Below are 23338 nucleotides of genomic sequence, written 5' to 3'. Positions count from 1 at the left end.
ACTCTGTCTGCTATCAAAGTGATATCACTTTTTGGGCGTGCGGAGAAGAGGTCTCGGCTCGGGAGGTTCGGGCCGGTCAGCCGAAGACGGCGGGCGGGGGAACGGGGGCGAGGACCGGGTCGCCGTCCTTGATGGGGGCGGCGCCGGCGACGAAGTTCGCCAGCGCCTCGCCGTGCACGCATCTCGCCTGCGTCAGCCCGCCCGCCGCGCGCCGGGTCAGGAGGTCCACCGGCAGGCCGGTGCGGGACGCGGCCACGATGAGGTTGCCGAAGCGGCGGCCGCGCATGATGCCCGGCTCCGCCAGCAGGGCCACGTGGCCGAACGTGCCGGTCACCGTGGCGAGCAGGCGCTTGGCGAAGGCCAGGCCCTTGCCGTCGGCGATGTTGATCAGGAGGGTCCCGTCGGGGCGGAGGATCCTGGCGATGTCCCCCATGTACTCGGCCGTGGCCAGCTCGACGGGCATCGTCGCGCCCGTGAAGGCGTCCAGCACCACCAGGTCCGCCGATTCGTCCCAGACCTTGGCGGTGCCCTCGCGGCCCCCGGCCACGATGACCTTCAGGCGGGGCACCGAACGCAGGTCGAGCTGCTCGCGTACCAGGTTGACGAGGAGGCCGTCCGGCTCGATGACGATGTGGCGGGAGCCGGGCCGGGTGGCGGCGACGTAGCGGGGGATGGTGCAGGCGCCGCCGCCCACGTGTACGCAGCTCAGCGGCCCTTCCGACAAAAGGTCGATCACATCCGCCATGAGTCGTACATACTCAAATTCCAGAAATGTCGGGTCTTGAAGATCAACATACGACTGAGGTACGCCATCTTTGGACAGCACCCAGCCGTCCTGCCTGTCCAGGTCACGGAGAAGCTCGACCTCGCCGAACGTCACCGGATACACGCCCGGCATCGGTTCCCGCTGTCCACGTCCCACGCTGATCCCCTCCTGGGAGAAACCGTATGCGACGGAGAAGGCTGATTATGCTCGCTATCGCACTTGTCGCGGTGGTTGGGGCGGGTGCGTTCGCAGTCGCGGCATCGAACCGGGTCAAGGGCAGCGCCTCCCAGACCGCCGCCGACTACTTCGACGCCTGGCGCAAGGGTGACGTGTCGCGCATGGCGCGCCTGGTGTACCAGCCGCCGGCCGACTTCGCCGTCCGGCATCACCGGCTGACGGAGGAGCTCCACATCGAGTCCATCCGGCTGACCCCGGGGCGGTTGAGGAGCACGGGGGAGGGGGCCGCCGAGGTGCCGTTCGCCGGGGTGCGGCAGCTCGCCGACCTCGGGGCGTGGCCGTTCGACAGCACGTTGCGGCTCGGCGTGCGGGATCGGGCCTGGAAGGTGCTGTGGGCCCCCGAGACGCTGCACCCCCTGCTCAAGGACGGCGGCACGCTGGAGCTGGACGAGGTCGACGCGTCGGCGGCCGAGCTGGTCACCAGCGAGGGGGCGCGCATCCCGAACGACAGTTACGCCGACGCCTACCTCGACCAGCTCAAACCCGAGTTCGCGTCGTCGTCCCGCGGCTGGGAGCTGGTGTCGAAGGTGCCGGGGCAGCCGGCCCGGCAGCTGCTGGCCCGCCGGCCCAAGGCGGACGTCGAGCGCACCACGCTGTCGCGGCCCGTGCAGGCGGCGGCCGCCAGGGCGCTGGACGGGGTCGACGACTCCGCGATGGTCGTCATCCGGCCGAGCACCGGCGAGATCCTGGCGCTGGCCGACCGGCTCAAGAACAACTACAGCGCGGTCCGGGACGTCTTCCCCCCTGGGTCGGTCTTCAAGACGATCACGGCGGCGGCGCTGCTCGGGAGCGGGCTCGACCCGGCGGCGGAGGTCCGGTGCCCGGGCACGTACACGATCCCGTTCCACGCGCCCTTCAAGAACGACGGCGAGGTGGACCGCGGGCTCATCAGTTTCACCGACGCCTACGCGTACTCCTGCAACACGACGTTCGTCGAGCAGGCCACCACCAGGCTCACCGCGGACCAGCTGCGCGAGACGGCGGACGAGTGGGGGTTCGGCCGCCAGATCGCGACCGGCATCGGCGGCACCTGCGGCGCCATGCAGGAGACCGACGATCCCGACATGTTCGGCCTCGACGCGATCGGCCAGGGCCAGGTGGTCGCCACGCCGCTGTGCATGGCCGCGCTGGCCGCCGCCGTGCAGAGCGGCACCTGGCGCTCGCCCCGGCTGCTGTCGGACGCGGAGGTGCGCCGGATCGACGGCATTCCGCACAAGGACGTGCGGATGGAGGAGGGGATCGTGGCCTCGCTCAGGGACATGATGGCCGCCGTCGTCGATCACGGCACGGCGAGCGACATGGGGCTGCCGGAGGGCGTGGCCGGCAAGACGGGCACGGCCGAGGTGCCGGACGAGGAGCTGTCGCACGCGTGGTTCATCGGCTACCGGGACGACCTGGCCTTCTGCGTCTTCGTACGGCACGGCGGCTCCGGCCGGCAGGCCGCCGTCCCCATCGCCGCACGCTTCTTCAACGGCCTCTGACCTGCGAAAGCCCGTATCCCACGCACCAGGGAGGTGAGGCGACCCTAACCTACGGTACCGTAGGTTTCATGACGACCATCACCGTCAAGCCCAGGCTGCGAGGCTGGTTGCACACCGGGGCGCTGCCCGTGACGCTGGTCGCGGGGTTCGTGCTCGTGGCGCTCGGCCCGACCTTGCAGGCGCGGATGGCCTCCGCCGTCTATGCCATCACGTCCGGTCTGCTGTTCGGGATCTCGGCGACCTACCATCGGGGCACGATGGGGCCGCGACTGGCGGAGTTCCTGCGCAGGTTCGACCATGCCAACATCTATCTGATCATCGCCGGCACGTACACGCCTTTCGCCCTGCTCGCGCTGGACGGGGTGGCGAGGATCGCGGTGCTCTCCGTGATCTGGGGCGGCGCGCTGGCCGGGGTGCTGTTCCGGGTGTTCTGGATGGGCGCGCCGCGCTGGCTCTACACCGTCCTCTACCTGGCGCTGGGCTGGACCGCGATCTTCGTGATGCCGCAGCTGCTGGAGGGCGCGGGCGTGGTCGCCGTCGTGCTGGTGGCCGTCGGGGGCGTCTTCTACTCGGCCGGGGCCGTCGTGTACGGCCTGCGCCGTCCGGACCCGTCGCCCCGCTGGTTCGGCTTCCACGAGGTGTTCCACGCCTTCACCCTCGCGGCGTACCTGGTCCAGTACATCGCGGTGTCGATCGTGGTCTACTCGCACGTGTGATGAACCTTGGGGCAGAGCAGTACATCTCGGTGACCACGTACCGGAAGGACGGCACTCCTGTCGCGACCCCGGTGTGGGTCGCGCAGGACGGTGACGCGGTGGTCTTCTGGACCGTCGCCGACTCCGGCAAGATCAAGCGGATCGGGAACAATCCCGAGGTCAGCGTGGCCGGCTGCGACGTGCGGGGCAAGCTGAAGACCGAGCCGGTCAGGGGCCGGGCGGTGGTGCTCGACGCGGCCGAGACCGAGCGGGTGCGCGGGCTGCTGCGGCGCAAGTACGGCCTCCTGGGGCGGATCACGCTGCTCGGCAGCAGGCTCCGCAGGGGGAGCACCGGCACCGTTGGAGTGCGGATCACCGACATTTGACCCCACACTGGTCTGTTTTCGGGCATTACCTGGAAATCAGACCAGTATGGGAGATATCACACGGTCGTGGTGGCTTCTACTCATACGCGGCCTCGCGTCGCTGATCTTCGGCATCCTGGCGCTCATCTGGCCGGCGATCACTCTGCTCGTGCTCGTGATCTTCTTCGGTGCGTACGCGCTGGTCGGCGGCGTGGCTGAGCTGTTCGCCGGGTTCCGGCACGGGGCCGAGTCGCGAGCTTGGCTGATTTTCTCGGGAATTATCGGGATATTGGCCGGTATCGCGACATTTGTCTGGCCGGGCATCACGTCACTGGCTCTGCTCTACGTCGTGGCCTTCTGGGCCATCTTCGCCGGCGTTTCGGAGATCCTCGCCGGCATCAAACTCCGCAAGGCCATCGACAACGAATGGATGCTCATCATCGGCGGCATCCTGTCGCTGATCTTCGGCATCCTGCTGCTCATCTGGCCGGGTGCGGGACTGCTCAGCCTCGTCTGGCTGGTCGGAATCTTCGCGATCCTGCACGGCATCGCCATGATCGCTCTGTCGTTCCGTGTGAAGAACTTCACTCACGGGGTAGGTATGCCGTAAATTTTGCGTAGATGTCCGCGTTCCTCAAGAGGAACATCCGGTCAGACCGACGCACGTGGAGTCTCCATGGACGTACACGCCCGCCTCGCCCGCCACCTGCTCGTCGACGGATACCGGCTCGTGCTCGATCTCGAGCTCAGCCGCGGCTCCTGGCTCGTCGACGCCCGAAACGGCCGCCGATACCTCGACTTCTACACGTTCTTCGCCTCGGCCCCGCTCGGGGTGAACCCGGCCTTCGACCCCGACTTCGCCCTCCTGCTCGGCCAGGTCGCCCGGAACAAACCGGCGAACCCCGACATCTACACCGAGCATCTGGCCGACTTCGTCGACACCTTCGTCCGCGTGCTGGGCGACCCCGACCTGCCGCACCTGTTCTTCGTCGAGGGCGGCGCCCTGGCCGTCGAGAACGCGCTCAAGACCGCCTTCGACTGGAAGAGCCGCCGCAACGAGGCCGCCGGACGCTCACGCGACCTGGGCACCAAGGTCCTGCACCTGACCAAGGCCTTCCACGGCCGCAGCGGCTACACCCTGAGCCTCACCAACACCGAGCCGGGCAAGACCGACCGCTTCCCCAAGTTCGACTGGCCGCGGATCGACGTGCCCGCCATCCACTTCGGAGACGTGGAGGCGGCCGAGGAGCGCGCGCTGGCCCAGGCCCGCGAGGCTTTCGAGCGGAATCCGCATGACATCGCCTGCTTCATCGCGGAGCCCATCCAGGGCGAGGGCGGCGACAACCACATGCGGCCCGAGTTCCTGCAGGCCATGCAGCACATGTGCCACGAGTACGACGCCCTGTTCATCCTTGACGAAGTCCAGACGGGTGGGGGGACGACCGGGACCCCGTGGGCGTACCAGCAGCTGGGCCTCGCTCCGGACGTGGTGGCCTTCGCGAAGAAGGTGCAGGTGGGCGGGATCATGGCGGGCCGCCGCGTCGACCTGGTGCCGGACAACGTGTTCCAGCAGAGCGGGCGGATCAACTCGACCTGGGGCGGCGGCCTGGTGGACATGGTCCGCAGCCGGGGCATCCTGGAGATCGTCGAACGCGACGGCCTGATCACCCGCGCCGGCACCCTTGGCACCGTCCTGCTCGAACGCCTCACCAAGCTGGAGGCCGAACGCCCCGAGTCGATCTCGAACGTCCGCGGCCGGGGCCTGATGTGCGCCTTCGACCTGCCCGACCAGGCCCAGCGGGACGCGCTGGTGACCCGACTCAGGGAGGAGCACGGCGTGCTGGTGCTGCCCTGCGGGCCCCGTTCCGTCCGCCTGAGGCCCGCGCTGAACATCCCGGAGGCCGACGTCGACCACGGCCTCCGGGCCCTGTCGGAGGCTCTTACTGCGTGACGCTGGTGGCCGCGCGGCGCGGCCCGAAGTAGCGCCAGAAGAAGTTCAGCAGCACGGTCATGCGGTTGCGCCCGCCCAGCAGGTACGCCACGTGGATGAAGATCCACGCCAGCCAGGCGGGCAGCCCGTACACGGTCATCCCGTTGGACAGCTGCAACACGGCCTCCGCCTTGCCGACGGTGGCCATGATGCCCGGATCGTGGTACTTGAACGCCGCCGGTGACCGCCCCAGGTGCGCCGCCACGATCTGCCGGCCCACGTGCTCGCCCATCTGGATCGCCGGCTGGGCGAGCTGGGGGAGCGGGTTGGGCGGCCCCGCCAGGTCACCCGCCACGAAGATCTCGGGATGGTCCGCCACGTTCAGCGCCTGCGTGACCGTGATCCGCCCGCCCTTGCCCTGCGGCAGGCCCCAGTCGCCCGCCTGCTTGGGCGCGGTGACGCCGAGCGCCCACACGGTGACGTCGGAGGGCAGCCGCGTGCCGTCGGACAGCACCACGGCGTCCGGCTCGACGGACGCCACCGTGGCGCCCAACCGCAGGTTCACCCCTCGCTTGCGCAGCGCGGCCGCCGCCCTGTCGCGCAGCCGCGGCTTGTACGGCGCCAGCACGTAGTCGAACCGCTCCACCAGCGTCACGCTGGTCTGCTCCGGCCTGATCTCGGGATGCGTCAGCGGCAGCGTGCGCCGCCGCAGCTCGGCCAGCGTGCCCGCCATCTCGACCCCGGTCGCGCCCGCGCCGACCACCACGACGTGCACGCTCTCGCGCCGGCCCGCCGCGGTGTCCTCCAGGTACTGCTGGAACCGCCGGCGCAGCACCCCCGCGTCGCCGAGCGAGTAGATGGGCAGCGCGTTCTCCTGCGCGCCCTCGATGCCGAGCCAGTTGGTGGTGACGCCGGTGCCCAGCACGAGGTAGTCGTAGTCGATCCCGCTGCCGTCGTCGAGCTCCACCCGCCGCTCGTTCGGGAAGATCTTGCTCAGCGCGGCCCGGCGCGCCCGCACGTTGGGCCACCTGGCGGCGTACGTGCGGATCGGGTACGACACGTCCGCGCTGCCCATGCTGGCGGTGGCCACCTGGTAGAGGAGGGGCTGGAACGTCGCGTACGGGTTGCGGTCGATGAGCGTCACCAGCGCTCCGGCCTTGGCCAACTCCTTCGTGGCGGCCAGCCCGGCGAATCCGCCACCCACCACCACGACTCGCGGTCTCTGAACCATGCCATGGGGTCTGCCCCCGAATGTGCTCATGGAACCGGCGGCCCGCGACGGCATGCCCGCGGCCGGCCCGCCGGGTGGCTCGGGCCGGCTCGCGGAAGGCGGGTTACTCCTGGCGGGACCGCCACAGGCCGATGGCGGTGACCCGTGAGTCCACCCCTAGCTTGGCGTAGATGCGATTGACGTGGTTCTTGACCGTCTTCTCGCTGAGGAACAGCCGTTGAGCGATCTGCCCGTTGGACTGACCGGTGGCGATCAGGTCCATGACCTCGGCTTCACGCTTGCTCAGGGACGTGAACACGCTATCGAACGCTGCGTCGTCGACTCTCATCCGGCCTCCGGGGGGCGCGCAGACGGTCAGATCGCCGATGGCCCCCGTGCTTCCGGCGTTAGCGGTAGACAGCGAGCATAACTCGCAATGTCGTGATTTGGGGCCGTTGTTGGGAGAAAACGACAACGGCCGGTCCCGAAGGACCGGCCGTGCCTCGCGTGGGGTGAGTGAAGGGACTTGAACCCTCGACATCCAGGACCACAACCTGGCGCTCTGCCAACTGAGCTACACCCACCATGAACCACCCCTGTGTGGTGGCACAGGAAAAGTGTAGCGGGGTTCGGGAGTCTTTACGCCACTCCTTTAGCCGCTGACACGCTCTGCCAGGGATCTCGCGGTCGCCGAGTCGGGCCCCGGCTGGGCGACGAAGATCGCCGCGCGGTAGTAGCGGAGCTCCCTGATGCTCTCCGTGATGTCCGCCAGAGCCCGGTGTCCGCCCTGCTTCTCGGGCGCCGCGAAGTAGACGCGAGGGTACCAGCGGCGCACCAGCTCCTTGATCGACGAGACGTCGATCATCCGGTAGTGCAGATAGGCATCGACCCCGGGCATGTCGCGCGAGATGAACGTGCGGTCGGTGCCGATCGAGTTGCCGCACAGCGGCGCCTTCTTCGCCTCGGGGACGTGCCGCCGGATGTAGTCGAGCACGACCGACTCGGCCTCCGCCAGCGTCACACCGCCCGCCAGCTCGGGCAGGAGCCCCGAGGCGGTGTGCATCTCGCGTACGACCTGCGACATCTGCTCCAGCGACTCCGGCGGCGGCTTGATGACCACGTCGACGCCCTCGTCCAGCTGATTGAGCTCGCTGTCGGTGATGACGCACGCCACCTCGACGAGCGCGTCGCGCCCCAGGTCGAGCCCGGTCATCTCGCAGTCGATCCAGACCAGCAAGTCACTCATTCGCTCTCCTCGCCCAGCGGCTCGGAGCAATCCGCCCGCTTGTTACCCCACCAGCCTAGTGCCACTGATTAGGCGGGCTTGAGCGAGCCGAGAACCTTGGCCAGCACGTCCGTGCCCAGATTGTCGGGAACGGAGGCATACAGGATGGCCGGCCGCTGCCCGTCGCCGCGGTCCATGAGCACGATCGCGCCGTTCTCCTTCTTCCACTTGTAGCCCTTCTCCTCGGAGACCTTGGAGAAGTCGAGCTGGAACTGCAGCACCCAGGCGTCCTTGTCGCCGATCTTCATCGCCTTGTCCTCCACCACCTTGGTCTCATGGTTGAGCTGGTAGAACTTGGTGGAGAAGTCGACGAAGACCGCCTTGGCGGTGTCGCCCATGCCGGCGGCGCCGGAATAGGGATAGAGCTCGTTGAGCAGGCCCGTGTAGATGTTGCCGATCCAGTCGCCCTCGCCGTCGTACTTCTCCTGCGAGACGGCCTGCACCCCGGCCGACCACAGCTGCTGGGTCGGGGCCGGGCTGGGGCCGTTGACCTGGGCGGACTGGGGCACCGTCCAGTTGCCGGGCACCTCGAAGGACAGGCCGGCCTGCGGGTCGGTGACGCGGCCGCCGACCGGCTGGGGCAGCTCGGTGGCGCCCTGGGAGGGCGGGTCGTTGGAGGGGGGCTCCTGGCTCGGAGGGTCCTCCTGGCCGAACGAGTCGGCCGGTGTCGGCAGCGACGCCGTCGGCGTGGTGCTCCGGTTGATGAAGAAGATGCCGGCCACCACGATCAGCGCGACCACCACCAGGGCCGCCAGCCCCCCGAACACCCACGGCAGCGGGTTGGACTGCTTGGGCGGCGGGCCGTAGGTCACGCCGGGCAGCGGCGGGCCGCCCCACTGGGTGGGCGCCGACGGCCGGCCGTAGGGCCCCTGTCCGTAGGTCGGCTGGCCGAACTGGAGCGTGGGGTTCGCGGGCGTCGCCGACCAGTCGGGGCTCGACTGGGGCTGCGACGGCCCCTGTGCCTGCTGCTGGGGCTGTGGCTGCGACGGGGGCTGCGACGGGGGCTGCGGCTGCGGCCCGGAGGGCTGCTGCGGGGGCCCGCCCTGCCCGGGCTGCTGCGCGTGGAGGGCGTCGGTCCACTGGGTGCCGTCCCACCAGCGGAGCTGGGGCTCTCCGTAGGGGTCCGGGTACCAGCCCGCGGGGGTCTGCGTGGTCATGTTCGCCAGATTAGTAAGAACCTCATTGATATGCATTGTCGCGAGGGCGTCAGCATTTGTAGGTGAAGCTGGCCTTGTCGCTGCGGACCGGGCCGGGCGTCAGGATCCGCAGCGTGGCGGTGGCCTTGACGTTGCTCCGGCCCTGGAGCGTCCACCGGAGCGGCACCTCGTACGTCGTCTGGTCCGCCTTCGTGTGCAGCGTCCCCTTGACGACCTCCTTGTCCAGGTTCTTGTGCCACTCGTAGGTGATCTCGCCGGCTGCCCCGTTGGTGACCACCGTCCCGGTGATCAGGACGGCCTTGTTGCAACCCTGGGTCTTCTTCGGTGCCACCACGTCGATCGACTCGACCGCCAGCTCCCGCGTGTTCCCCGCGTAGAACCAGGCCAGGAGCGCCCCCGCCATGATGACCGCGAAGAGGGCCGCGGAGGTGATCGTGCGCCGCCGCCGCGCCCGCGCGGCCTTGGCGAGCCTGACGCCGGGACGGTGCTCGGTGGCGGCCTGGTCGCGCCCGGCCCGCCAGATCCGCTCGGCCGTCGTCTCCGGACGCTGCTCCTGCGTGCTGATCCCCGGCCCGAACTGCACCGGCCCCGAGGACCGGCCCGGGACGTGCAGCAGGGTGACGATGTCGCCCTCGTCCCTGGGCGGCAGGACGGGCGGCGGCGCGTACGCCCGCGACTGGGCGAACGCCGACCTCCCGCGGGCGGCCTGCGCCAGCTCCTCCCGGCCGGTGGCTCGGCCGGCGAGCAGGTCGCGGGCGGCGGCCAGGCCCAGGGTCCCGGCCGTGGCCGCGGCGCGTTCGAACAGCTCGGCCTCCGGCCGGCCCGATCCGAACGAGGCGGCCAGCCCGCGCGCCAGCGACGCCCACCCGGCCGCGTCCCGCTCGCGCGGCGCGACCCGGCCGCGGATGGCGTCGGACAGCCCGCGCTCGGACAGCAGCGCGGCGCCCTCCGCCGTGATCACCACGGTGCCCGGGTGCACGGACCCGTGCGTGACCCCCGCCGCGTGCAGCTCCATGAGCGTCTGGGCGGTCTCCACGAGCACGGACGCCGCACCCGCGGGGCCGATCGGCCCGGCGGCGAGCAGATCGGACAGGGTGGGGCTGACCGCCTGCGCGGTGAGCAGCCACACCTGGTCACCCGCCGCCACCACGTCGGCCACCGGGATCAGCCCGGTCAGCCCGCCCAGCACCAGCCGCTGGTCGGTCATGACCGCGTGCACCACCCGGTCGCGCACGCCGGGCAGCCCGATGATCTTCGGGTCGAACAGCAGCGCCCCCGCCCTGCGGCCGTCGGGCGAGATCGCGTCGATCCAGTTGCCGAGCTCGGTCATCCAGGTGTGCTCAGTGAGCCGGAAACCGGCGATCCCGTGTCCAGGGTTGTTCATCCGCCGTCCCCCCGGCGCGTCTCAGCGCTTCCTTCTGTGGCGTCCCGCCATACGGCGTCTCACCGCAAGTGTGACCGGAACCGCGCCGGACGTCATCAGGCCGAAGGCGATCAGCGCGGCCTGCGCGTCACTCCCGCGATCGAGCCGGGGCTCCTCCGGGGACGGCTCCCCGCCTCCTTCGCCCCCGCTTCCCTCCCCTCCGCCTCCGCCGTCGCCCTCACCGGGCTGCTGGCTGGGCGTCGGGGCCGGCCGGGTCGGCCGGGTCGGCGGGGCCGTGGTGACCTGAGGCGTCGGGGTGGGCGCGGCCGTGGTCGGCGGGTTGTCGCCCTCGGGCTCGTGGGGCGTGCCGGTGATCTCGGACTGCTCCGGAGACGGGGTGGCGGTCGGCTTCTTGATCTTGGGAGGCGTCCTGACGGGGGTGGAGACGGCCTTGGGCGTGGGCTTGCGCGTCGGCCGCCGCGTGGGGCGCGTGGTGGCGGTCGGCTGTACGGGCGGCGGCGCGGCGCTCTGCGTCGGCGTCGCCTTCGGGGTGGTCGCCTCGGCCGAGGGGGTGGGCGTCGGCTCCTCGGTCTCCTCGCTCTCCACGGGCTCCGGCATCGCGGGCACGGCCGTGGTCGGGGAGGACGTACTGGTCTGGGCCCGCAGCACCGGCTCGTCCGACGAGGCGTTGGCGATGACCACGGCCACGGCCACCAGCACGCCGACGGCGGTCGCGCCGATGGCGATCTTCGCGGGCAGCTTGCCGAGGACGCGCGACGGATCGCGGAACCGCGTCTCGGCCAGCGAGGTCTGCGTCTGGGCGGGCTCGTCCAGGGCGGTCGGGAAGAGCAGGACCAGCAGGCCGGCGAGCGCGGCCAGGCGGCGGCGTCCGCGCTCCTCCCAGTCGGGCCCGTACCCGGCGGCCGCGGCCGCCTCCAGCTCGGTCAGGAACGCCTCCGCGGACGGCGGCCGCTGGGCCGGGTCCTTGGCCAGGCCGCGCTCGACGAGGCTCTGCAGCGGCGCGGGCACCTCGTCCACCGGCGGCGGCGAGCTCTGGTGCTGGCGGGCCAGGGCGGCGATGTTGGGGGCACGGAAGGGCCGGGTGCCGGTCAGGCACTCGAAGAACACGACGGTCGCCGCGTACACGTCCGTCGGGGGCGCGGGAGGACCGCCCGCCCACTGCTCGGGCGCCATGTACGGCGGCGTGCCCGCGGCGCTCGCGCCCTCGCCCGCCTTGACGGCGATGCCGAAGTCCACGAGCTTGCTGGTGCCGTCGCCCTGGACCATGACGTTCTCGGGCTTGAAGTCGCGGTGGACGACGCCGAGCGCGTGCGCCGAGGCCAGACCCTGGAGCGAGCCCTTGAGGACGGTCAGCGCCGCCTCAGGGCCGGTCGGGCCCTCGGACCTGAGGATCTCGCGCAGCGACACCCCGTTGATCAGCTCCATGACGATCGCCGCGCCCCGGCCGGACTCGACGTAGTCGATCAACCGGGCGTGGTACTGGCTCTGGAGCGTGCCGAGCAGCCGGGCCTCGTGCCGGAACCGCGCGACGAACCCCATGTCGGTCTTCAGCTCGTCGCTGAGGTACTTGATCGCCACCTCGACGCCGTCGTGGTCGCGCCTGGCCAGGACCACGCGCCCGGACGCACCCGAGCCCAGATCTCGGATCTCGGTGTAGCCGGGGACCCCCCACTGGCCTTCACCGTGCATAACGGTCTCCTCTGGAGTCTGCCGGGCCCCCACCCTCATCAACCGGGCGTAGCTTAACCAGAGGGAACCGCTTTCCCGCTACCGATATCCCTATTAGTCAGCAATGTCATCCAATGTTGTCGTCTGTGCCGGGGCTGGGGGTCTTGCTTGGCTCTTCCTCTTTGGGGGGTTCCTCTTCCCTTGGGCACTCCTGCGTGGCTCCGCTCGCGCTGTCGCTCCCGTTGCCGGCCGCCGGGTCGGTGGAGGCGGTCACGGACCAGCTCGTGCCGCAGGGGAGCTTGACGGCGTGGCTCAAAGTCCTGGTGTACGACGTGTCGCCGGACAGCGTGACCGACTCCGTGCCCCCGCCCTCGCCGGCCGAGAAGGACACGACCAGCCGTACCGGCTCGGTGCTCGACGTGGTGACCGAGACGGTCGCGACGAGCCCGCCCTCGCCTTGCCCGGCCCTGACGATCGAGACCCGCTCCACCTGCGGCGGGCAGGGCACCGAGGCCCGCGCGGTGGCGGTCCGGTCACCGGCGCGCACCCGCACCGACAGGGTCGCGCCGCACGGGCGGGACCTGAAGGTGTGGGCGAACGAGCGCGCGTAGGAGGTCCGGCCTGACAGGGTCGCCGAACGGGTGCCGACGGGATCGCCGTTGACCGCGAACTGGGCCTCGACGGGGATCTCCCCGGTGCCGCTCGCGGTCACCCGCACCGCCGCCTGCGCGGTGCGGCCCGGCGCGCCGGGCAGGTCCAGCGAGACGCGCAGGCCGGTCACCCTCGTCGGGCAGGGCGGCACGGCCAGCGAGGCCGTCCTGGCGCCTCCTGGGGCCGCCGGGGAGGTGACGACGGTCAGCGTCACCGTGCGGCCGCACGGGCGCTCGCCGATGGACCAGGAGAGGGTGCGGGTGTAGGACCGGGCGCCGGCCAGGCGCAGGCGCTGGGTACGGCCGCCCGCGCCGGGGGCCGACCAGGTCGCGGTGGCGCTGACGGCGGCGGTGCCGTCGGTGCGCACGGTGACCGTGGCGGTGGCGTCGCCGTCCTCGTCGACCGTGAGGCCGCCCACGTTCACGCCGAGCACGTCGGTAACCGGCTCCGGCGTGGGAGTGGGGGTGGGTGTCGGAGTCGGGGTGGGGGTGGGGGTCGGCGTGGGCGTGGGTGTCGGCGTCCGCTTGGGGGTGGGCGTCGGGGTGGCCTTCTTGGTGGGCTTGGGGGTTTTGACCGGTTTCGTCGCCGTCGGCGTGCCGGTCGGGGTCTTCGCGGGGGTGTGTATGGGGACGACCGCCTTGGGAGTGCTCGCGGGCGTCGCCTTCGGGGTGTCCTCAGGTGTGGTTTCCGGCGTCGGCTCCGGCGTGGTCGGCGGATCGGCCGCCGGCTCCGTCGTGAACTGCGACGGCGGCACGGCCGCCGCCGCGCCGAGCGCCTCCGCGGGCGGCGGCGACTGGCGGTTGGCCAGCACGACCGCCACCGCGACGGCGGTCGCCACGGCCACGGCGCTCGCCATGGCCACGCGTGCCGCGTTCGAGCGCAGGCCGCGGAAGACCGTCCGGGCCAGCGAGGTCGTCACCTCGGGGACGGGTGCCTCCGCCGTGGGCAGCAGCAGGGCCAGCAGGGCCACGAGCGCGGCCAGGCGGCGCTTTCCGCGCTCCTCCCAGTCCTCGCCGTACGCGGCCCTGGCCGTGGCCTCCAGCTCCGCCACGAACGCGTGCGCGCTCGCCGGCCGCCGCGCCGGGTCCTTGGCCAGCCCGCGCCTGACCAGCTCCCGCACCGGCTGGGGCGCGTCGTGGAACGGCACGGGGGCGTGCACGTGCTGGTAGCCGAGCACGCTCGGCTCGGTGGAGCGGTAGGGCCGGTGCCCCGTCAGGCACTCGAAGAAGACTGCGGTGGCCGCGTACACGTCGGTCGCGGGCGAGGCGGGCAGCCCCTCCCACAGCTCGGGCGCCATGTACGGCGGCGTGCCCTCGGGGTGCGTGAGCGTGCCCTGCCGCACCGCGATGCCGAAGTCGACGAGCTTGCTGACCCCGTCGTCCCTGACGATCACGTTCTCGGGCTTGTAGTCCCTGTGCACCAGCCCGAGGTCGTGCGCCCTGGCCAGCCCGAGCAGCGAGCCCTTCAGCACCACCAGCGCCGCCTCGGGCTCGGTCGTGCCGTTCTCGCGCAGCAGGGCCCGCAGCGAGACGCCGTTGACCAGCTCCATCACGATGGCCGCGCCACCGGTGTCCTGGACGTACTCCCACATCGTGGCGATGTTCGGGTCGCGCAGGGTGGTCAGCAGCCGCGCCTCGGCCTGGAACCTGCCCAGCGCGGCGGGATCGCGCAGCAGGTCCTCGGAGAGGTACTTGATGGCGACCTTGACGCCGGTCTCATCGTGTACGGCCAGCGTCACGCGCCCGCTGGCGCCGGCCCCGAGCTGCTTGACTTCCGTATATCCGGGAGCGCTCCACTCCATCGCCGTCTCCCATCACCATCAGGAGCAGGTGTTGCCTGCTCAATGGAACTACTCCCGATGGAGGATGTGAACAGGCGCATCGATACCTTCTGGGAGCATCGGATCCGGCTCGGGTTCGCCCCACGTCGTGACCAGGGGCAGCACGCCGGCCCATACCGGCAGGTCGTAGTCCTCTTCCTCGTCCTTGGGCGCCCCGCGCCTGATCTTGACCGACGCCTCCTCCAGCGACAGGGCCAGCACGGCGGTGGCGGCGAGCTCCTTGCGGTTGGGCTGCCTGACGTAGTCCCACTGCCCGGGCGCGAGCTGCTCCGACAGGGCCCGCAGCCCCGCCATCCGCTCCTCCGGGTCCGTCACGAGCCTGGCGCGGCCGTAGATGACCGCCGAACGGTAGTTGACCGAGTGGTGGAAGACGGAGCGGGCCAGCACGATCCCGTCCACGTGCGTGACCGTGACGCACACCTCGCCCCCGTCGGCGGCGCGCAGCGTCGTGGCCCCCGTGGAGCCGTGCAGGTAGAGGGTCTCGCCGATGCGGCCGTAGCCCGTGGGGACGACCATGGGGTGGCCGTTCATGACCACGCCCAGGTGGCAGACCAGGCCGGTGTCGAGGACCTCGTGGAGATCGTTCCTGTCGGTGCTGCCCCGCTCCTTCGAGCGGCCGAGCGTGGTACGGGAAGTGGTGGAGAGCATGATTCGACCGTAACCACGAAGTGGACCTATCCTGTAGGGCCACTATCGAGCCCTTCGCGGAGACCACTTCCGTGCGTACCCATGTTGACCTGCCCGTTTCCCTGTCCCGTGACTCGGACGCCCCGCTGACCGCGCAGCTCGCCGACTGGCTGCGGCGCGCCATGCTGGACGGCACGCTGGCGCCCGGCGAGCGGCTGCCGTCCACGCGTTCCCTGGCGACCCAGCTCGCGGTGAGCAGGACCGTGATCACGGAGGCGTACCAGCAGCTGTACGCGGAGGGGTGGCTGGACGGGCGGCACGGCTCCGGGACGTTCGTGGCCGACATGGAGGTCGCCCCGCCGCCGCGCGAGCAGACGCCGTACGTGCCCGCGCCGCCGCCCGCCCCGGCCGACTGGATCGACCTCACCCCGGGCCGGCCCTGGGTGCGCGACTACGACCTGGCGGCGTGGAAGCGGGCCTGGCGCAAGGCCGCCGACCTGCCGCCGGGCGCCGACCCCAACCCGTACGGCCTGCCGCGCCTCAGGGAGCTGCTGGCCGACCACCTGAGACGGGCCAGAGGCATGGCCGTCGGCCCCGAGAACATCCTGGTCACCCGGGGCACCGGCAACGGGCTCGACCTGTGCGCGCTGGCCCTGCTCGGCAGCGGCACGCGGGCCGGCGTCGAGGACCCGGGCTACCACGTGGCACGCACGGTCTTCGCGGCCAGGGGCGCCGAGGTCGTGCCGTGCCCGGTGGACGAGGACGGCGTGATCGTGGACGGGCTGCCCGGCGACCTCCGCGTGCTCTACACCACGCCCGCGCACCAGTACCCCCTGGGCGGCCGGCTCCCGATCCCGCGCCGGGAGCGGTTGCTGGCCTGGGCCAGGAGCACGGGCGCGACGATCGTCGAGGACGACTACGACGCGGAGTTCCGCTACGACGTCGCCCCGCTGCCCGCCCTCTACGGCCTGGACCCCTCGCGGGTCGTGCTCCTCGGCACGCTCTCCAAGACGCTCGCGCCCGACGTGGGCGTGGGCTGGCTCGTCGGCGCTCCCGAGCTGGTCGCCACCATCTCCCGCCTGCGGCACAGCGTCGGCGACCGCACCAGCGGGCCCGTCCAGCAGGCCGTGGTCAACCTGCTGGAGTGCGGCGACCTCGACCGGCACCTGCGCAGGATGCGCCTGGAGTACGCCCGCCGCCGCGCCGCGGTCGTCGAGCTCCTGGGGCCCGTCTGCCGCCTGCGCGGCGACACGGCCGGGCTGCACGTGGTGGCCGAGCTGTCGCCGTCGGTCGAGCCGTACGTGGTCGAGCGGGCCAGGGAGCGCGGCGTCCTGCTCGACTCCATCGGCCGCCACCACCACGGGCGGGCGCGGCTGCACGGCGTGGTGATCGGCTACGGCTCCGCCTCGCTCGCCGACGTGCGCCGCGGCTGCCGCATCCTCGCCGGCCTCATCCGCTCCACGGGTGCTCAGGGCGGATTTGAGTAGCCGAGCTCTCGCCCCCCACCCCACCCCCGAAGCATGCTGAACCCCATGAAATGGTGGCTCCTCCTCGCGTCCCTGATCGTCACGCTGCTCACCGTCTGGCTGATCCTCTACGCAGGCGTGGCGCCGTCCACGCTCCTCTCCCTGGGCGCCGGCGCGATCAGCCTGCTCTGGCTGGTCGTCGTCCTGACCGTCCCCTGGAACCTGTGCCTGTCCGCCCGCCAGGTCCTCCACGAGATCCAGGTGTCCAGGGAGGCCGGCATCGAGGTGGCCCAGCACCGCGAGGACGAGGCGCGGCGCATCGCCCGGCGCATGCTCGTGCTCGCGATCTCGGGCCACGTCGTCTCCGCCGCCGTGATCGCGGTCGTCACGTTCTTCGCGGGAGCCCAGCTCGGCTACTACTTCTCCGGGTTCTACCTGCTCGCCACCGCTTTCCGGCCGACCGCGGCGTACACGAGGCACCTGCGCGACCGGGTCAGGACGCTCGGGCAGGAGGTGCGCTACCCGCGCGCGGACGTGATCTCCCTGCGGGACCGGGTGTCCGAGCTGGAGGCGGTCACGAAGGGTCTCCAAAGGGACCTCGACGACCTGAACGCCGCCCGCCAGGGCCTGGAGCTGGCCGACCACGATCTGGGCCGCCGGATGACGCTCATGGCCCGCCGGTTCGACGAGACCGTGGACGGGCTGAACGACAACCAGGAGGTGATCACGGGGCTGAAGGCGTTCCTGCGGCTGGTCAGAGCGGACCTGGCGTAGGAGGTTCCAGGTCGCGCAGGACGGGCAGGGCGCGGGCGGCGTACACCGGGTCCACGGGCAGCACGTGCCGCGCCCACCAGCGCGCGGGCCCGGGGTCGGGGGAGGGCTCGGTGAAGCCGGGGGCGTAGTCGTCGTACGGCGGGTCGTACAGGTATCCCGTGGCCACCCCGCGCCGCTCCAGCTCGGCGATGGCCGCGTCCCTGTCGCGCACCAGGAAAGGCACGCGGAACAGCGGCTGCCGCACGTCGTCGCGCACGGCCGGCGCGACCGTGGGCAGCTCGGCCAGGGCCGCGACGCCCGCGAGCCGCCGGCCGCGGTCGGCGGCGACCTTGGCCAGGCGCCTGGACTGGTACCAGCGGGCCACGCCGCCGCGGCGGGCGCGGTAGTCGTGCAGGTCGGCACGTACCCAGGGGTCGAAGGGCGGCAGCTCGGGGATCCGCTCGAGCGCCTGCTTCAGGGCCTCGGGCTCCAGGGCGATGCGGTAGCCCTCGCGGTCCTCCTGCATGCCGAGTGCGCGCATGAGCCTGAGCGCGGGGCGTACGAGGTCGAGCCTGAGCGCCACCTGGCGGGCCATCGAGGTGGCCACGCCGGTCAGGTCGGCCTTCAGGGAGCCGGGGACCAGCAGGGCGTCACGGGCACGCTGGAGCGCGCGCAGGTCGGACTCGTGCTCGACGGCCAGTACGCCGCCCGAGCCCGCTCCCGGGTGCTTGGAGAGGCTGAACACCCCGGCCTGGCCGAAGGTCCCCAGCGGCCGGCCGCCGATGCTCGTCTCCATGGCGTGCGCCACATCCTCGATCAGGATTTTTCCGGACAAGGAGGGGGCGTCGTCGGGCAGGCCGTACAGGTTGGTCGTCAGGACGGCGTCCACCGCGGCCAGGTCGACGCGGGAGACGTCGATGTTGCCGTCGCGCGGGGACAGCGGCGCGATCACCGGGCGCAGGCCGGCCGCGAGCACCAGGAACAGGATCTCGTCGGCCGAGATCGGCGACATGAGCAGCCGCTGGCCCGGCTCGCACCAGTGGCGTAAGGCCAGGTAGAGGCCGAGGCGGTTGGAGGGGAGCGCCAGGCAGCGACGGCCCGTGCGCTCCTCGATGAGCCTCACCCCTGCAGGACGGTACGGAGCCGTCCGTAGGTCTTCAGCGCCCTGTCGGCGGTCTTGAGCAGGAACGGGTTGGCCATCACCGTGGCACGCGTCTTGCGCACCGGCACCCGCATCATCCAGTGGACCCCGGCCGCCGCGCCGATCCTGGCCACCCGCCCCTCGGCCACTTCGAGCTGGCCCGTCTTGAGCTTGTCCTTGTACTCCTTCTCGCCCCGGCCCATGTCGATCACCTCGATGCCGTTGGCCGCGGCCTGCTCGGCCATCGCCAGGTGGTGGATGAGGCCGGGGGAGTACTTGGCGAAGTGGGTGTCGTAGGCGGGGAACCACCCGGCGAGCGTCGTCCGCGTGCGGAGACCGAAATGCCCGGCCACCGGGCGCTCGTCCACGTAGACCATGTCGAGCACCCCGGCGAAGCTGTCCGACCGGGTGGCCAGCAGCCGCTCGACCAGCTCCACGATCCACCGGTGCGCGAACCGGTCGGTGCGCCCGGTGCGGCGGTACTGGTCGGTCTTCCAGCCGAGCAGCGTGTGCAGGGGCGCCAGGTCGGTGGTCGCGTAGTCGTGGCGCAGCTCCCCGGCCTCGCGCTGCAGCTTGCGGGACTTGGCCAGAGTGGACTTGTACGTCTTGCCGGAGTGCTCCCGGAGGATGTCGGTGTAGTGCTCGTAGCCTCCGCGCAGGTCGATGATCGGCGACGGATGCCTGTCGTGCCGCTCGTCCAGCAGCGGCTGGCCGGAGACCAGATGGTCGAACTCGTACACCGCCAGGCCGCACTCCTTGAGGAGGCGGCGCGGATCGAGGGAGAAACCTTTGGCACGTACCATCCCCTGCGCGTCGGTCAATCCCGCGGCGACCGGTTTGCCGATGCCCAGGGGATGTCGTTCGAAGGGGAAGAAACCGACGATGTCGGGGCCGTCGTAGAGGACCGCGACCCGTACGACATCTCGGAGTTCGCCTACCGTGATGGTGAATTCCGGAGACAGGAAGGGGCTGTCGAGCGCGGGGTCCGCCTCCTGCAGCTCCCTCCAGCGGCTAACTTCGGATTGTCCCAGCTCACGGGGCAGGGCAAGGGTGACGCGCATGGGCTCCTACCGTCGGCATGCCACTGTGATTCAAGCTTGAGGGGGGACCTGTACAGCCAGGGTAAAGGCTATTACCAGAACAGTCGTCACCGCAGGTCCCGAACGTTACCGAACTCTCAGGTGGCATTCAGGACCGAGTCACGTTCTAATCTGGGTTCATGACTGTACCTGGCATCGACCGGCCCGCCCTGATCGCGTGGATGGGCCGGAACGTGCCCGACGCGGGCGAGCCCGTGTCCGTCTCGCTGATCTCGGGCGGCAGGTCCAACCTCACCTACCTGATCGAGGCCCGCGACCGCCGCCTGGTGCTGCGCCGGCCGCCGCTCGGCCACGTGCTGCCCACCGCTCACGACATGCGGCGCGAGTGGCGGGTCATCTCGGCCCTGTCGGGCACGCCCGTGCCGGTGCCCTCGCCGGTCGCGTTCTGCGATGACGAGTCCGTCATCGGGGCGCCGTTCTATCTCATGGGGTACGTGGAGGGGGCCGCCGTACGGACCCGGGAGGAGCTCGGCTCGCCGTCGCCGGCGCAGGCGCGGCGGCTGTCGGAGCGGCTGGCCGAGGTGCTGGCGGCCATCCACGCGGTCGACTACCGCGAGGTGGGGCTCGGGGACTTCGGGCGGCCCGAGGGCTACCTGGCCAGGCAGCTCGAACGCTGGGGGCAGCAGTGGGAGCGGTCGAAGACGGGCGACCTGCCCGAGTACGACCGGCTGGTGGAGCGGCTGCGGGAGCGGTTGCCCGCCGCCTCCGACAGCACGCTGGTGCACGGCGACTACCGGCTGGACAACACGTTGGTCCGGTTCGGGGAGCCGATCGAGATCATGGCCGTGGTGGACTGGGAGATGTCCACGCTGGGGGATCCGCTGGCCGACCTGGGGCTGACGCTGACGTACTGGCACGATGAGGGGGACGAGGAGCGGGCGCGGATCCCCGTGGCGGGGGACGTGACGCTGGCGCCGGGGTTCATGAACGCGGCGGAGTTCGCCGCGCACTACGCCAAGGTCTCCGGCCGGGATATTTCGGATCTTGGGTTTTATGTGGCTTTTGGGAACTTCAAGCTCGCTGTCATCGTGGAGGGTATCCACGCCCGGTTCCGGCAAGGTAAGACCGTTGGGGAGGGTTTCGACCGCATCGGGGCCGCGGTGCCCGCGCTGATCTCACGGGCGCACCGCATGCTCGACCAGCCCTGACGGTCCGGCCTTCGCGAGGGACCCCCGACGCAAGGAGACGCCATGAGCACAGTTGCACTCATCACCGGAGCGGCCAGCGGCATCGGGGCGGCGGTGGCGCGGCGGCTCTCGGCGGGTGGCGTCAAGTGCGTCCTGGTCGACCTCGACGCCGAGGGCGCCGAGAGGCTGGCCAAGGAGGTGGACGGCACGTGGCTGGCCGCCGACGTCAGCCGCGAGGAGGCCTCGCTGGAGGCGGTGGCGCTGGCCGAGCAGCGCTACGGACGGCTCGACCTGCTCCACCTGAACGCGGGGATCCCGGGCCGGGTGGACCTGGCGGACTTCGACCTGGAGCGTTACCGCCAGGTGGTCGGGGTGAACGTGGACGGCGTCGTCTTCGGCGTGCGGGCCGGCGTCCCGCTGCTCAAGCGGTCGGGCGGGGGCGCCATCGTGGTCACCTCGTCGCTGGCCGGGCTGGTGGGCTTCGCGGGCGACCCGATCTACACGATGACCAAGCACGCCGTAGTCGGCCTGGTCAGGGCGCTCGCCGAGCCGCTGGCCGCCCAGAACATCCGCATCGGCGCCGTCTGCCCCGGATTCACGGACACGCCGCTGGTGGCGGAGTCGCGGGAGATGTTCGTCAACGCGGGGTTCCCCCTGCTCACGGCCGAGGACGTGGCCGCCGCCGTCGAGTCCGCCTTCTACGCCGAGACCCCCGGCACGCTCCTGATCGTGCAGCCCGGCCGGCCGCCGGTCCCGTACCGCTACGCCGGGGTCCCGGGCCCCGCCGGAGGCCGGCGTCCGCCCGTTTCCTGAACGGAAACGGCAAGTGCCTTGCAAGTAGGGCGATTAGCGTATTTAGGGTCAGGCTCTTGTACGTTTGCAGTCTCTGGAACGTTCGCAGCCCTCGCAGAATCCTGAGCCCTTGTAGGTTCGTGAGTCCTTGTACCTTTGCCGCAGCATGAGGAGCGTTCGGTGATTCCGACTGACGGCCGGCACGCACGAAGGCGATCGCCGTGGCCGCTGGCGCTGGGAGCAGGCATCCTCGCCGTCGTACTGGTGGCGGGCATCATGGTCTACGCGTCGATGCGCAGCCAGTCCCGCAGCGTCTTCAAGGGCGAGGACGTCGCCACGACACTCCCGAGCGAGCCCGCGCCACAGCTGGAACAGCCACCCGCCCTCGACAACTGGCCGCGCTGGGGCGTCACCCACACCCAGTACAGCGCCGACAACGAGCCGCCGCAGGTCGTGGAGGAGGCCAGGGGCGTGCTCGGCCGGGTCCCGATGCTGCAGAACCAGCACATCATGGGCTGGGGCGTCGGCAACCCGGAGCCCAGTCCCGGGCAGTTCAACTTCCGTGACCTGGACCGGCGGCTGAAGTTCATGGCGTCGTCCCGGGCGGTGCCGGTGATCACGCTGTGCTGCGCGCCGGACTGGATGAAGGGCGGGCAGGCCGGGCGTACGGACTGGAGCAAGAACCACACGGTCGCGCCCAAGCGCGAGCATTTCGACGACTACGCCAAACTGGCCGTCAGGGTCGCCAAGCAGTATCCGACGGTCAAGCACTACATGGTGTGGAACGAGTTCAAGGGCTTCTGGGACCCGTCCACGAACCGCTGGGACGCCGAGGGGTACACCGAGCTGTACAACAAGGTCTACGCCGCCCTGAAGAAGGTGAACAAGGACATCCAGGTCGGCGGGCCGTACATCCCCATCGAGAGCAACTCCAAGGGCGGCCCCTCGGAGCTGAGCGGCCCGTGGGGCACGGTGGACCAGCGGGCGCTGGACGCGATCACGTACTGGCTGGACCACAAGAAGGGCGCCGACTTCGTCGTGGTGGACGGCGCGTCCATGACGAACGACCGGGGCAACGTACCCGACGATTTCGCCGCCCAGGGCAAGTTCGCCGCCATCACGACGTGGCTGCGGCAGAAGAGCAACGACCTGCCGGTGTGGTGGGCCGAATGGTACGTCGAGCCGGAGAACTCCGGCTGGTCGGAGGAGAAGCGCACGGCGGTGCAGGCGACGGCGCTGATGGAATTCGCCAAGAGCGGCGTGACGACGGCCCTTTACTGGAACCCGCAGCAGAAGAGCGAAGGCGAGTGCGCCGGCTGCCTCTGGAGCCCCAAGGTGGGCGGGGAGATGCCGATGGCGGGCCTGCTCAGCGGCTTCACCAAATGGTTCCCGTCAGGCGTACGCGTCGAGCCGGTGACCACCTCGGACCCCAAGGTCAGGGCGATCGGCCAGGAACGCCAGGTGGTCATGGTGAACACCTCGGACCGCGAGGTGACGGCCACGGTGGACGGCCGCCAGGTAACCCTGAAACCCCACGAAATCAAATGGTCGGGCCGCGGCGGCACCTAAAAGCACGGCCTTCCACGGGGGCGCTTCGCGCACGGGATTCCAGGCTCCGCCTCCCAAGGTGGGCTCCGCCCCCCTTCCGATCCCCCAACCCCCC

General features: G+C 70.9%; 21 protein-coding genes and 1 tRNA gene. 10 read left to right on the top strand and 12 right to left on the bottom strand.

The window, feature by feature from the left end:
* Positions 1-76 precede the first annotated feature (76 nt).
* Entirely contained in the window at positions 77-898 is an 822-nt protein-coding gene (locus HD596_RS03145; protein WP_185078259.1) for a spermidine synthase, read from the bottom strand.
* Positions 899-969: 71 nt separating this feature from the next.
* Between HD596_RS03145 and HD596_RS03140 the strand changes: the two genes are divergently transcribed.
* The 5 genes from HD596_RS03140 to lat all read left to right on the top strand — a co-directional run bounded on the left by HD596_RS03140 (position 970) and on the right by lat (position 5495).
* On the top strand, positions 970-2484 hold the full coding sequence (locus HD596_RS03140) for a penicillin-binding transpeptidase domain-containing protein (protein ID WP_185067788.1): 1515 nt from the start codon (positions 970-972) through the stop codon (positions 2482-2484).
* 68 nt (positions 2485-2552) lie between these two features.
* Positions 2553-3200: a PAQR family membrane homeostasis protein TrhA gene (trhA, locus tag HD596_RS03135; RefSeq protein ID WP_185067787.1), complete on the top strand. Its 648-nt coding sequence runs from the start codon at positions 2553-2555 to the stop codon at positions 3198-3200.
* Positions 3200-3565: a PPOX class F420-dependent oxidoreductase gene (locus HD596_RS03130; protein WP_185067786.1), complete on the top strand. Its 366-nt coding sequence runs from the start codon at positions 3200-3202 to the stop codon at positions 3563-3565. The genes trhA and HD596_RS03130 overlap by 1 nt, the downstream gene beginning before the upstream one ends.
* 46 nt (positions 3566-3611) lie before the next feature.
* Positions 3612-4154 carry an HdeD family acid-resistance protein gene (locus tag HD596_RS03125; RefSeq protein WP_185067785.1) on the top strand — a complete coding sequence of 181 codons (543 nt, stop codon included), beginning with the start codon at positions 3612-3614 and terminating at the stop codon, positions 4152-4154.
* 66 nt (positions 4155-4220) lie between these two features.
* Positions 4221-5495, top strand: coding sequence for an L-lysine 6-transaminase (gene lat, locus HD596_RS03120; RefSeq protein ID WP_185067784.1), 1275 nt, complete (start codon positions 4221-4223; stop codon positions 5493-5495).
* Here the strand turns inward: lat and HD596_RS03115 are convergent.
* The 9 genes from HD596_RS03115 to HD596_RS03075 form a co-directional block, all read right to left on the bottom strand.
* The gene (locus HD596_RS03115; RefSeq protein WP_185067783.1) at positions 5485-6759 is read right to left on the bottom strand and encodes an NAD(P)/FAD-dependent oxidoreductase; all 1275 of its coding nucleotides are present in this window, start codon (positions 6757-6759) and stop codon (positions 5485-5487) included. The genes lat and HD596_RS03115 overlap by 11 nt on opposite strands.
* A 49-nt stretch (positions 6760-6808) precedes the next feature.
* A complete protein-coding gene (locus tag HD596_RS03110; RefSeq protein ID WP_235030925.1) occupies positions 6809-7003 on the bottom strand; it encodes a helix-turn-helix domain-containing protein in 195 nt (64 codons plus the stop codon).
* A 189-nt stretch (positions 7004-7192) separates the two neighbouring features.
* Positions 7193-7268 (bottom strand) — tRNA-His (locus HD596_RS03105).
* Between the two features lie 68 nt (positions 7269-7336).
* Positions 7337-7930: an oligoribonuclease gene (orn, locus tag HD596_RS03100; protein ID WP_185067782.1), complete on the bottom strand. Its 594-nt coding sequence runs from the start codon at positions 7928-7930 to the stop codon at positions 7337-7339.
* A gap of 68 nt (positions 7931-7998) precedes the next feature.
* Positions 7999-9126, bottom strand: a complete 1128-nt coding sequence (locus HD596_RS60145; protein WP_221519156.1) for a DUF2510 domain-containing protein — start codon at positions 9124-9126, stop codon at positions 7999-8001.
* 49 nt (positions 9127-9175) lie between these two features.
* A complete protein-coding gene (locus tag HD596_RS03090) occupies positions 9176-10510 on the bottom strand; it encodes a protein kinase family protein (RefSeq protein ID WP_185067781.1) in 1335 nt (444 codons plus the stop codon).
* A 21-nt stretch (positions 10511-10531) separates the two neighbouring features.
* Positions 10532-12199, bottom strand: coding sequence for a serine/threonine-protein kinase (locus tag HD596_RS03085; RefSeq protein ID WP_185067780.1), 1668 nt, complete (start codon positions 12197-12199; stop codon positions 10532-10534).
* A gap of 106 nt (positions 12200-12305) precedes the next feature.
* On the bottom strand, positions 12306-14630 hold the full coding sequence (locus tag HD596_RS63500) for a serine/threonine-protein kinase (protein WP_221519155.1): 2325 nt from the start codon (positions 14628-14630) through the stop codon (positions 12306-12308).
* A gap of 48 nt (positions 14631-14678) precedes the next feature.
* The gene (locus tag HD596_RS03075; RefSeq protein ID WP_185067779.1) at positions 14679-15317 is read right to left on the bottom strand and encodes a pyridoxamine 5'-phosphate oxidase family protein; all 639 of its coding nucleotides are present in this window, start codon (positions 15315-15317) and stop codon (positions 14679-14681) included.
* Between the two features lie 71 nt (positions 15318-15388).
* Between HD596_RS03075 and pdxR the strand changes: the two genes are divergently transcribed.
* Both pdxR and HD596_RS03065 read left to right on the top strand, forming a co-directional pair.
* Positions 15389-16783: a MocR-like pyridoxine biosynthesis transcription factor PdxR gene (gene pdxR / locus HD596_RS03070; protein WP_185067778.1), complete on the top strand. Its 1395-nt coding sequence runs from the start codon at positions 15389-15391 to the stop codon at positions 16781-16783.
* Between the two features lie 45 nt (positions 16784-16828).
* Positions 16829-17536, top strand: coding sequence for a hypothetical protein (locus HD596_RS03065; RefSeq protein WP_185067777.1), 708 nt, complete (start codon positions 16829-16831; stop codon positions 17534-17536).
* Here HD596_RS03065 and HD596_RS03060 read toward each other — a convergent pair.
* Both HD596_RS03060 and HD596_RS03055 read right to left on the bottom strand, forming a co-directional pair.
* The gene (locus HD596_RS03060) at positions 17517-18638 is read right to left on the bottom strand and encodes a DegT/DnrJ/EryC1/StrS family aminotransferase (protein ID WP_185067776.1); all 1122 of its coding nucleotides are present in this window, start codon (positions 18636-18638) and stop codon (positions 17517-17519) included. The two genes, HD596_RS03065 and HD596_RS03060, sit on opposite strands and share 20 nt — an antisense overlap.
* On the bottom strand, positions 18635-19717 hold the full coding sequence (locus HD596_RS03055; protein ID WP_185067775.1) for a GNAT family N-acetyltransferase: 1083 nt from the start codon (positions 19715-19717) through the stop codon (positions 18635-18637). Before HD596_RS03055 ends, HD596_RS03060 begins: the two co-directional genes overlap by 4 nt.
* A gap of 158 nt (positions 19718-19875) precedes the next feature.
* Here HD596_RS03055 and HD596_RS03050 point away from each other — a divergent pair, with 158 nt between their 5' ends.
* The 3 genes from HD596_RS03050 (at position 19876) to HD596_RS03040 (ending at position 23244) form a co-directional block, all read left to right on the top strand.
* Positions 19876-20904 carry a phosphotransferase family protein gene (locus HD596_RS03050; RefSeq protein ID WP_185067774.1) on the top strand — a complete coding sequence of 343 codons (1029 nt, stop codon included), beginning with the start codon at positions 19876-19878 and terminating at the stop codon, positions 20902-20904.
* Between the two features lie 42 nt (positions 20905-20946).
* Positions 20947-21696 carry an SDR family oxidoreductase gene (locus HD596_RS03045; RefSeq protein WP_185067773.1) on the top strand — a complete coding sequence of 250 codons (750 nt, stop codon included), beginning with the start codon at positions 20947-20949 and terminating at the stop codon, positions 21694-21696.
* Positions 21697-21855: 159 nt separating this feature from the next.
* Entirely contained in the window at positions 21856-23244 is a 1389-nt protein-coding gene (locus tag HD596_RS03040; protein WP_313042472.1) for a GH39 family glycosyl hydrolase, read from the top strand.
* Positions 23245-23338 lie beyond the last annotated feature (94 nt).

Origin of the sequence: Nonomuraea jabiensis, assembly GCF_014204795.1 — a bacterium.
Classification (GTDB): Bacteria; Actinomycetota; Actinomycetes; order Streptosporangiales; family Streptosporangiaceae; genus Nonomuraea; species Nonomuraea jabiensis.
Note: the sequence above shows the minus strand (reverse complement) of the source record. Positions and strands in the feature narration are given on the sequence as shown.

Coding starts and splice junctions, on each gene's coding strand:
- HD596_RS03145 (WP_185078259.1), bottom strand. CDS start 898: ATGCCGGGCGTGTATCCGGTGACGTTCGGCGAGGTCGAGCTTCTCCGT.
- HD596_RS03140 (WP_185067788.1), top strand. CDS start 970: ATGCTCGCTATCGCACTTGTCGCGGTGGTTGGGGCGGGTGCGTTCGCA.
- trhA (WP_185067787.1), top strand. CDS start 2,553: ATGACGACCATCACCGTCAAGCCCAGGCTGCGAGGCTGGTTGCACACC.
- HD596_RS03130 (WP_185067786.1), top strand. CDS start 3,200: ATGAACCTTGGGGCAGAGCAGTACATCTCGGTGACCACGTACCGGAAG.
- HD596_RS03125 (WP_185067785.1), top strand. CDS start 3,612: ATGGGAGATATCACACGGTCGTGGTGGCTTCTACTCATACGCGGCCTC.
- lat (WP_185067784.1), top strand. CDS start 4,221: ATGGACGTACACGCCCGCCTCGCCCGCCACCTGCTCGTCGACGGATAC.
- HD596_RS03115 (WP_185067783.1), bottom strand. CDS start 6,759: ATGCCGTCGCGGGCCGCCGGTTCCATGAGCACATTCGGGGGCAGACCC.
- orn (WP_185067782.1), bottom strand. CDS start 7,930: ATGAGTGACTTGCTGGTCTGGATCGACTGCGAGATGACCGGGCTCGAC.
- HD596_RS60145 (WP_221519156.1), bottom strand. CDS start 9,126: ATGACCACGCAGACCCCCGCGGGCTGGTACCCGGACCCCTACGGAGAG.
- HD596_RS03090 (WP_185067781.1), bottom strand. CDS start 10,510: ATGAACAACCCTGGACACGGGATCGCCGGTTTCCGGCTCACTGAGCAC.
- HD596_RS03085 (WP_185067780.1), bottom strand. CDS start 12,199: ATGCACGGTGAAGGCCAGTGGGGGGTCCCCGGCTACACCGAGATCCGA.
- HD596_RS63500 (WP_221519155.1), bottom strand. CDS start 14,630: ATGGAGTGGAGCGCTCCCGGATATACGGAAGTCAAGCAGCTCGGGGCC.
- HD596_RS03075 (WP_185067779.1), bottom strand. CDS start 15,317: ATGCTCTCCACCACTTCCCGTACCACGCTCGGCCGCTCGAAGGAGCGG.
- HD596_RS03065 (WP_185067777.1), top strand. CDS start 16,829: ATGAAATGGTGGCTCCTCCTCGCGTCCCTGATCGTCACGCTGCTCACC.
- HD596_RS03055 (WP_185067775.1), bottom strand. CDS start 19,717: ATGCGCGTCACCCTTGCCCTGCCCCGTGAGCTGGGACAATCCGAAGTT.
- HD596_RS03050 (WP_185067774.1), top strand. CDS start 19,876: ATGACTGTACCTGGCATCGACCGGCCCGCCCTGATCGCGTGGATGGGC.
- HD596_RS03045 (WP_185067773.1), top strand. CDS start 20,947: ATGAGCACAGTTGCACTCATCACCGGAGCGGCCAGCGGCATCGGGGCG.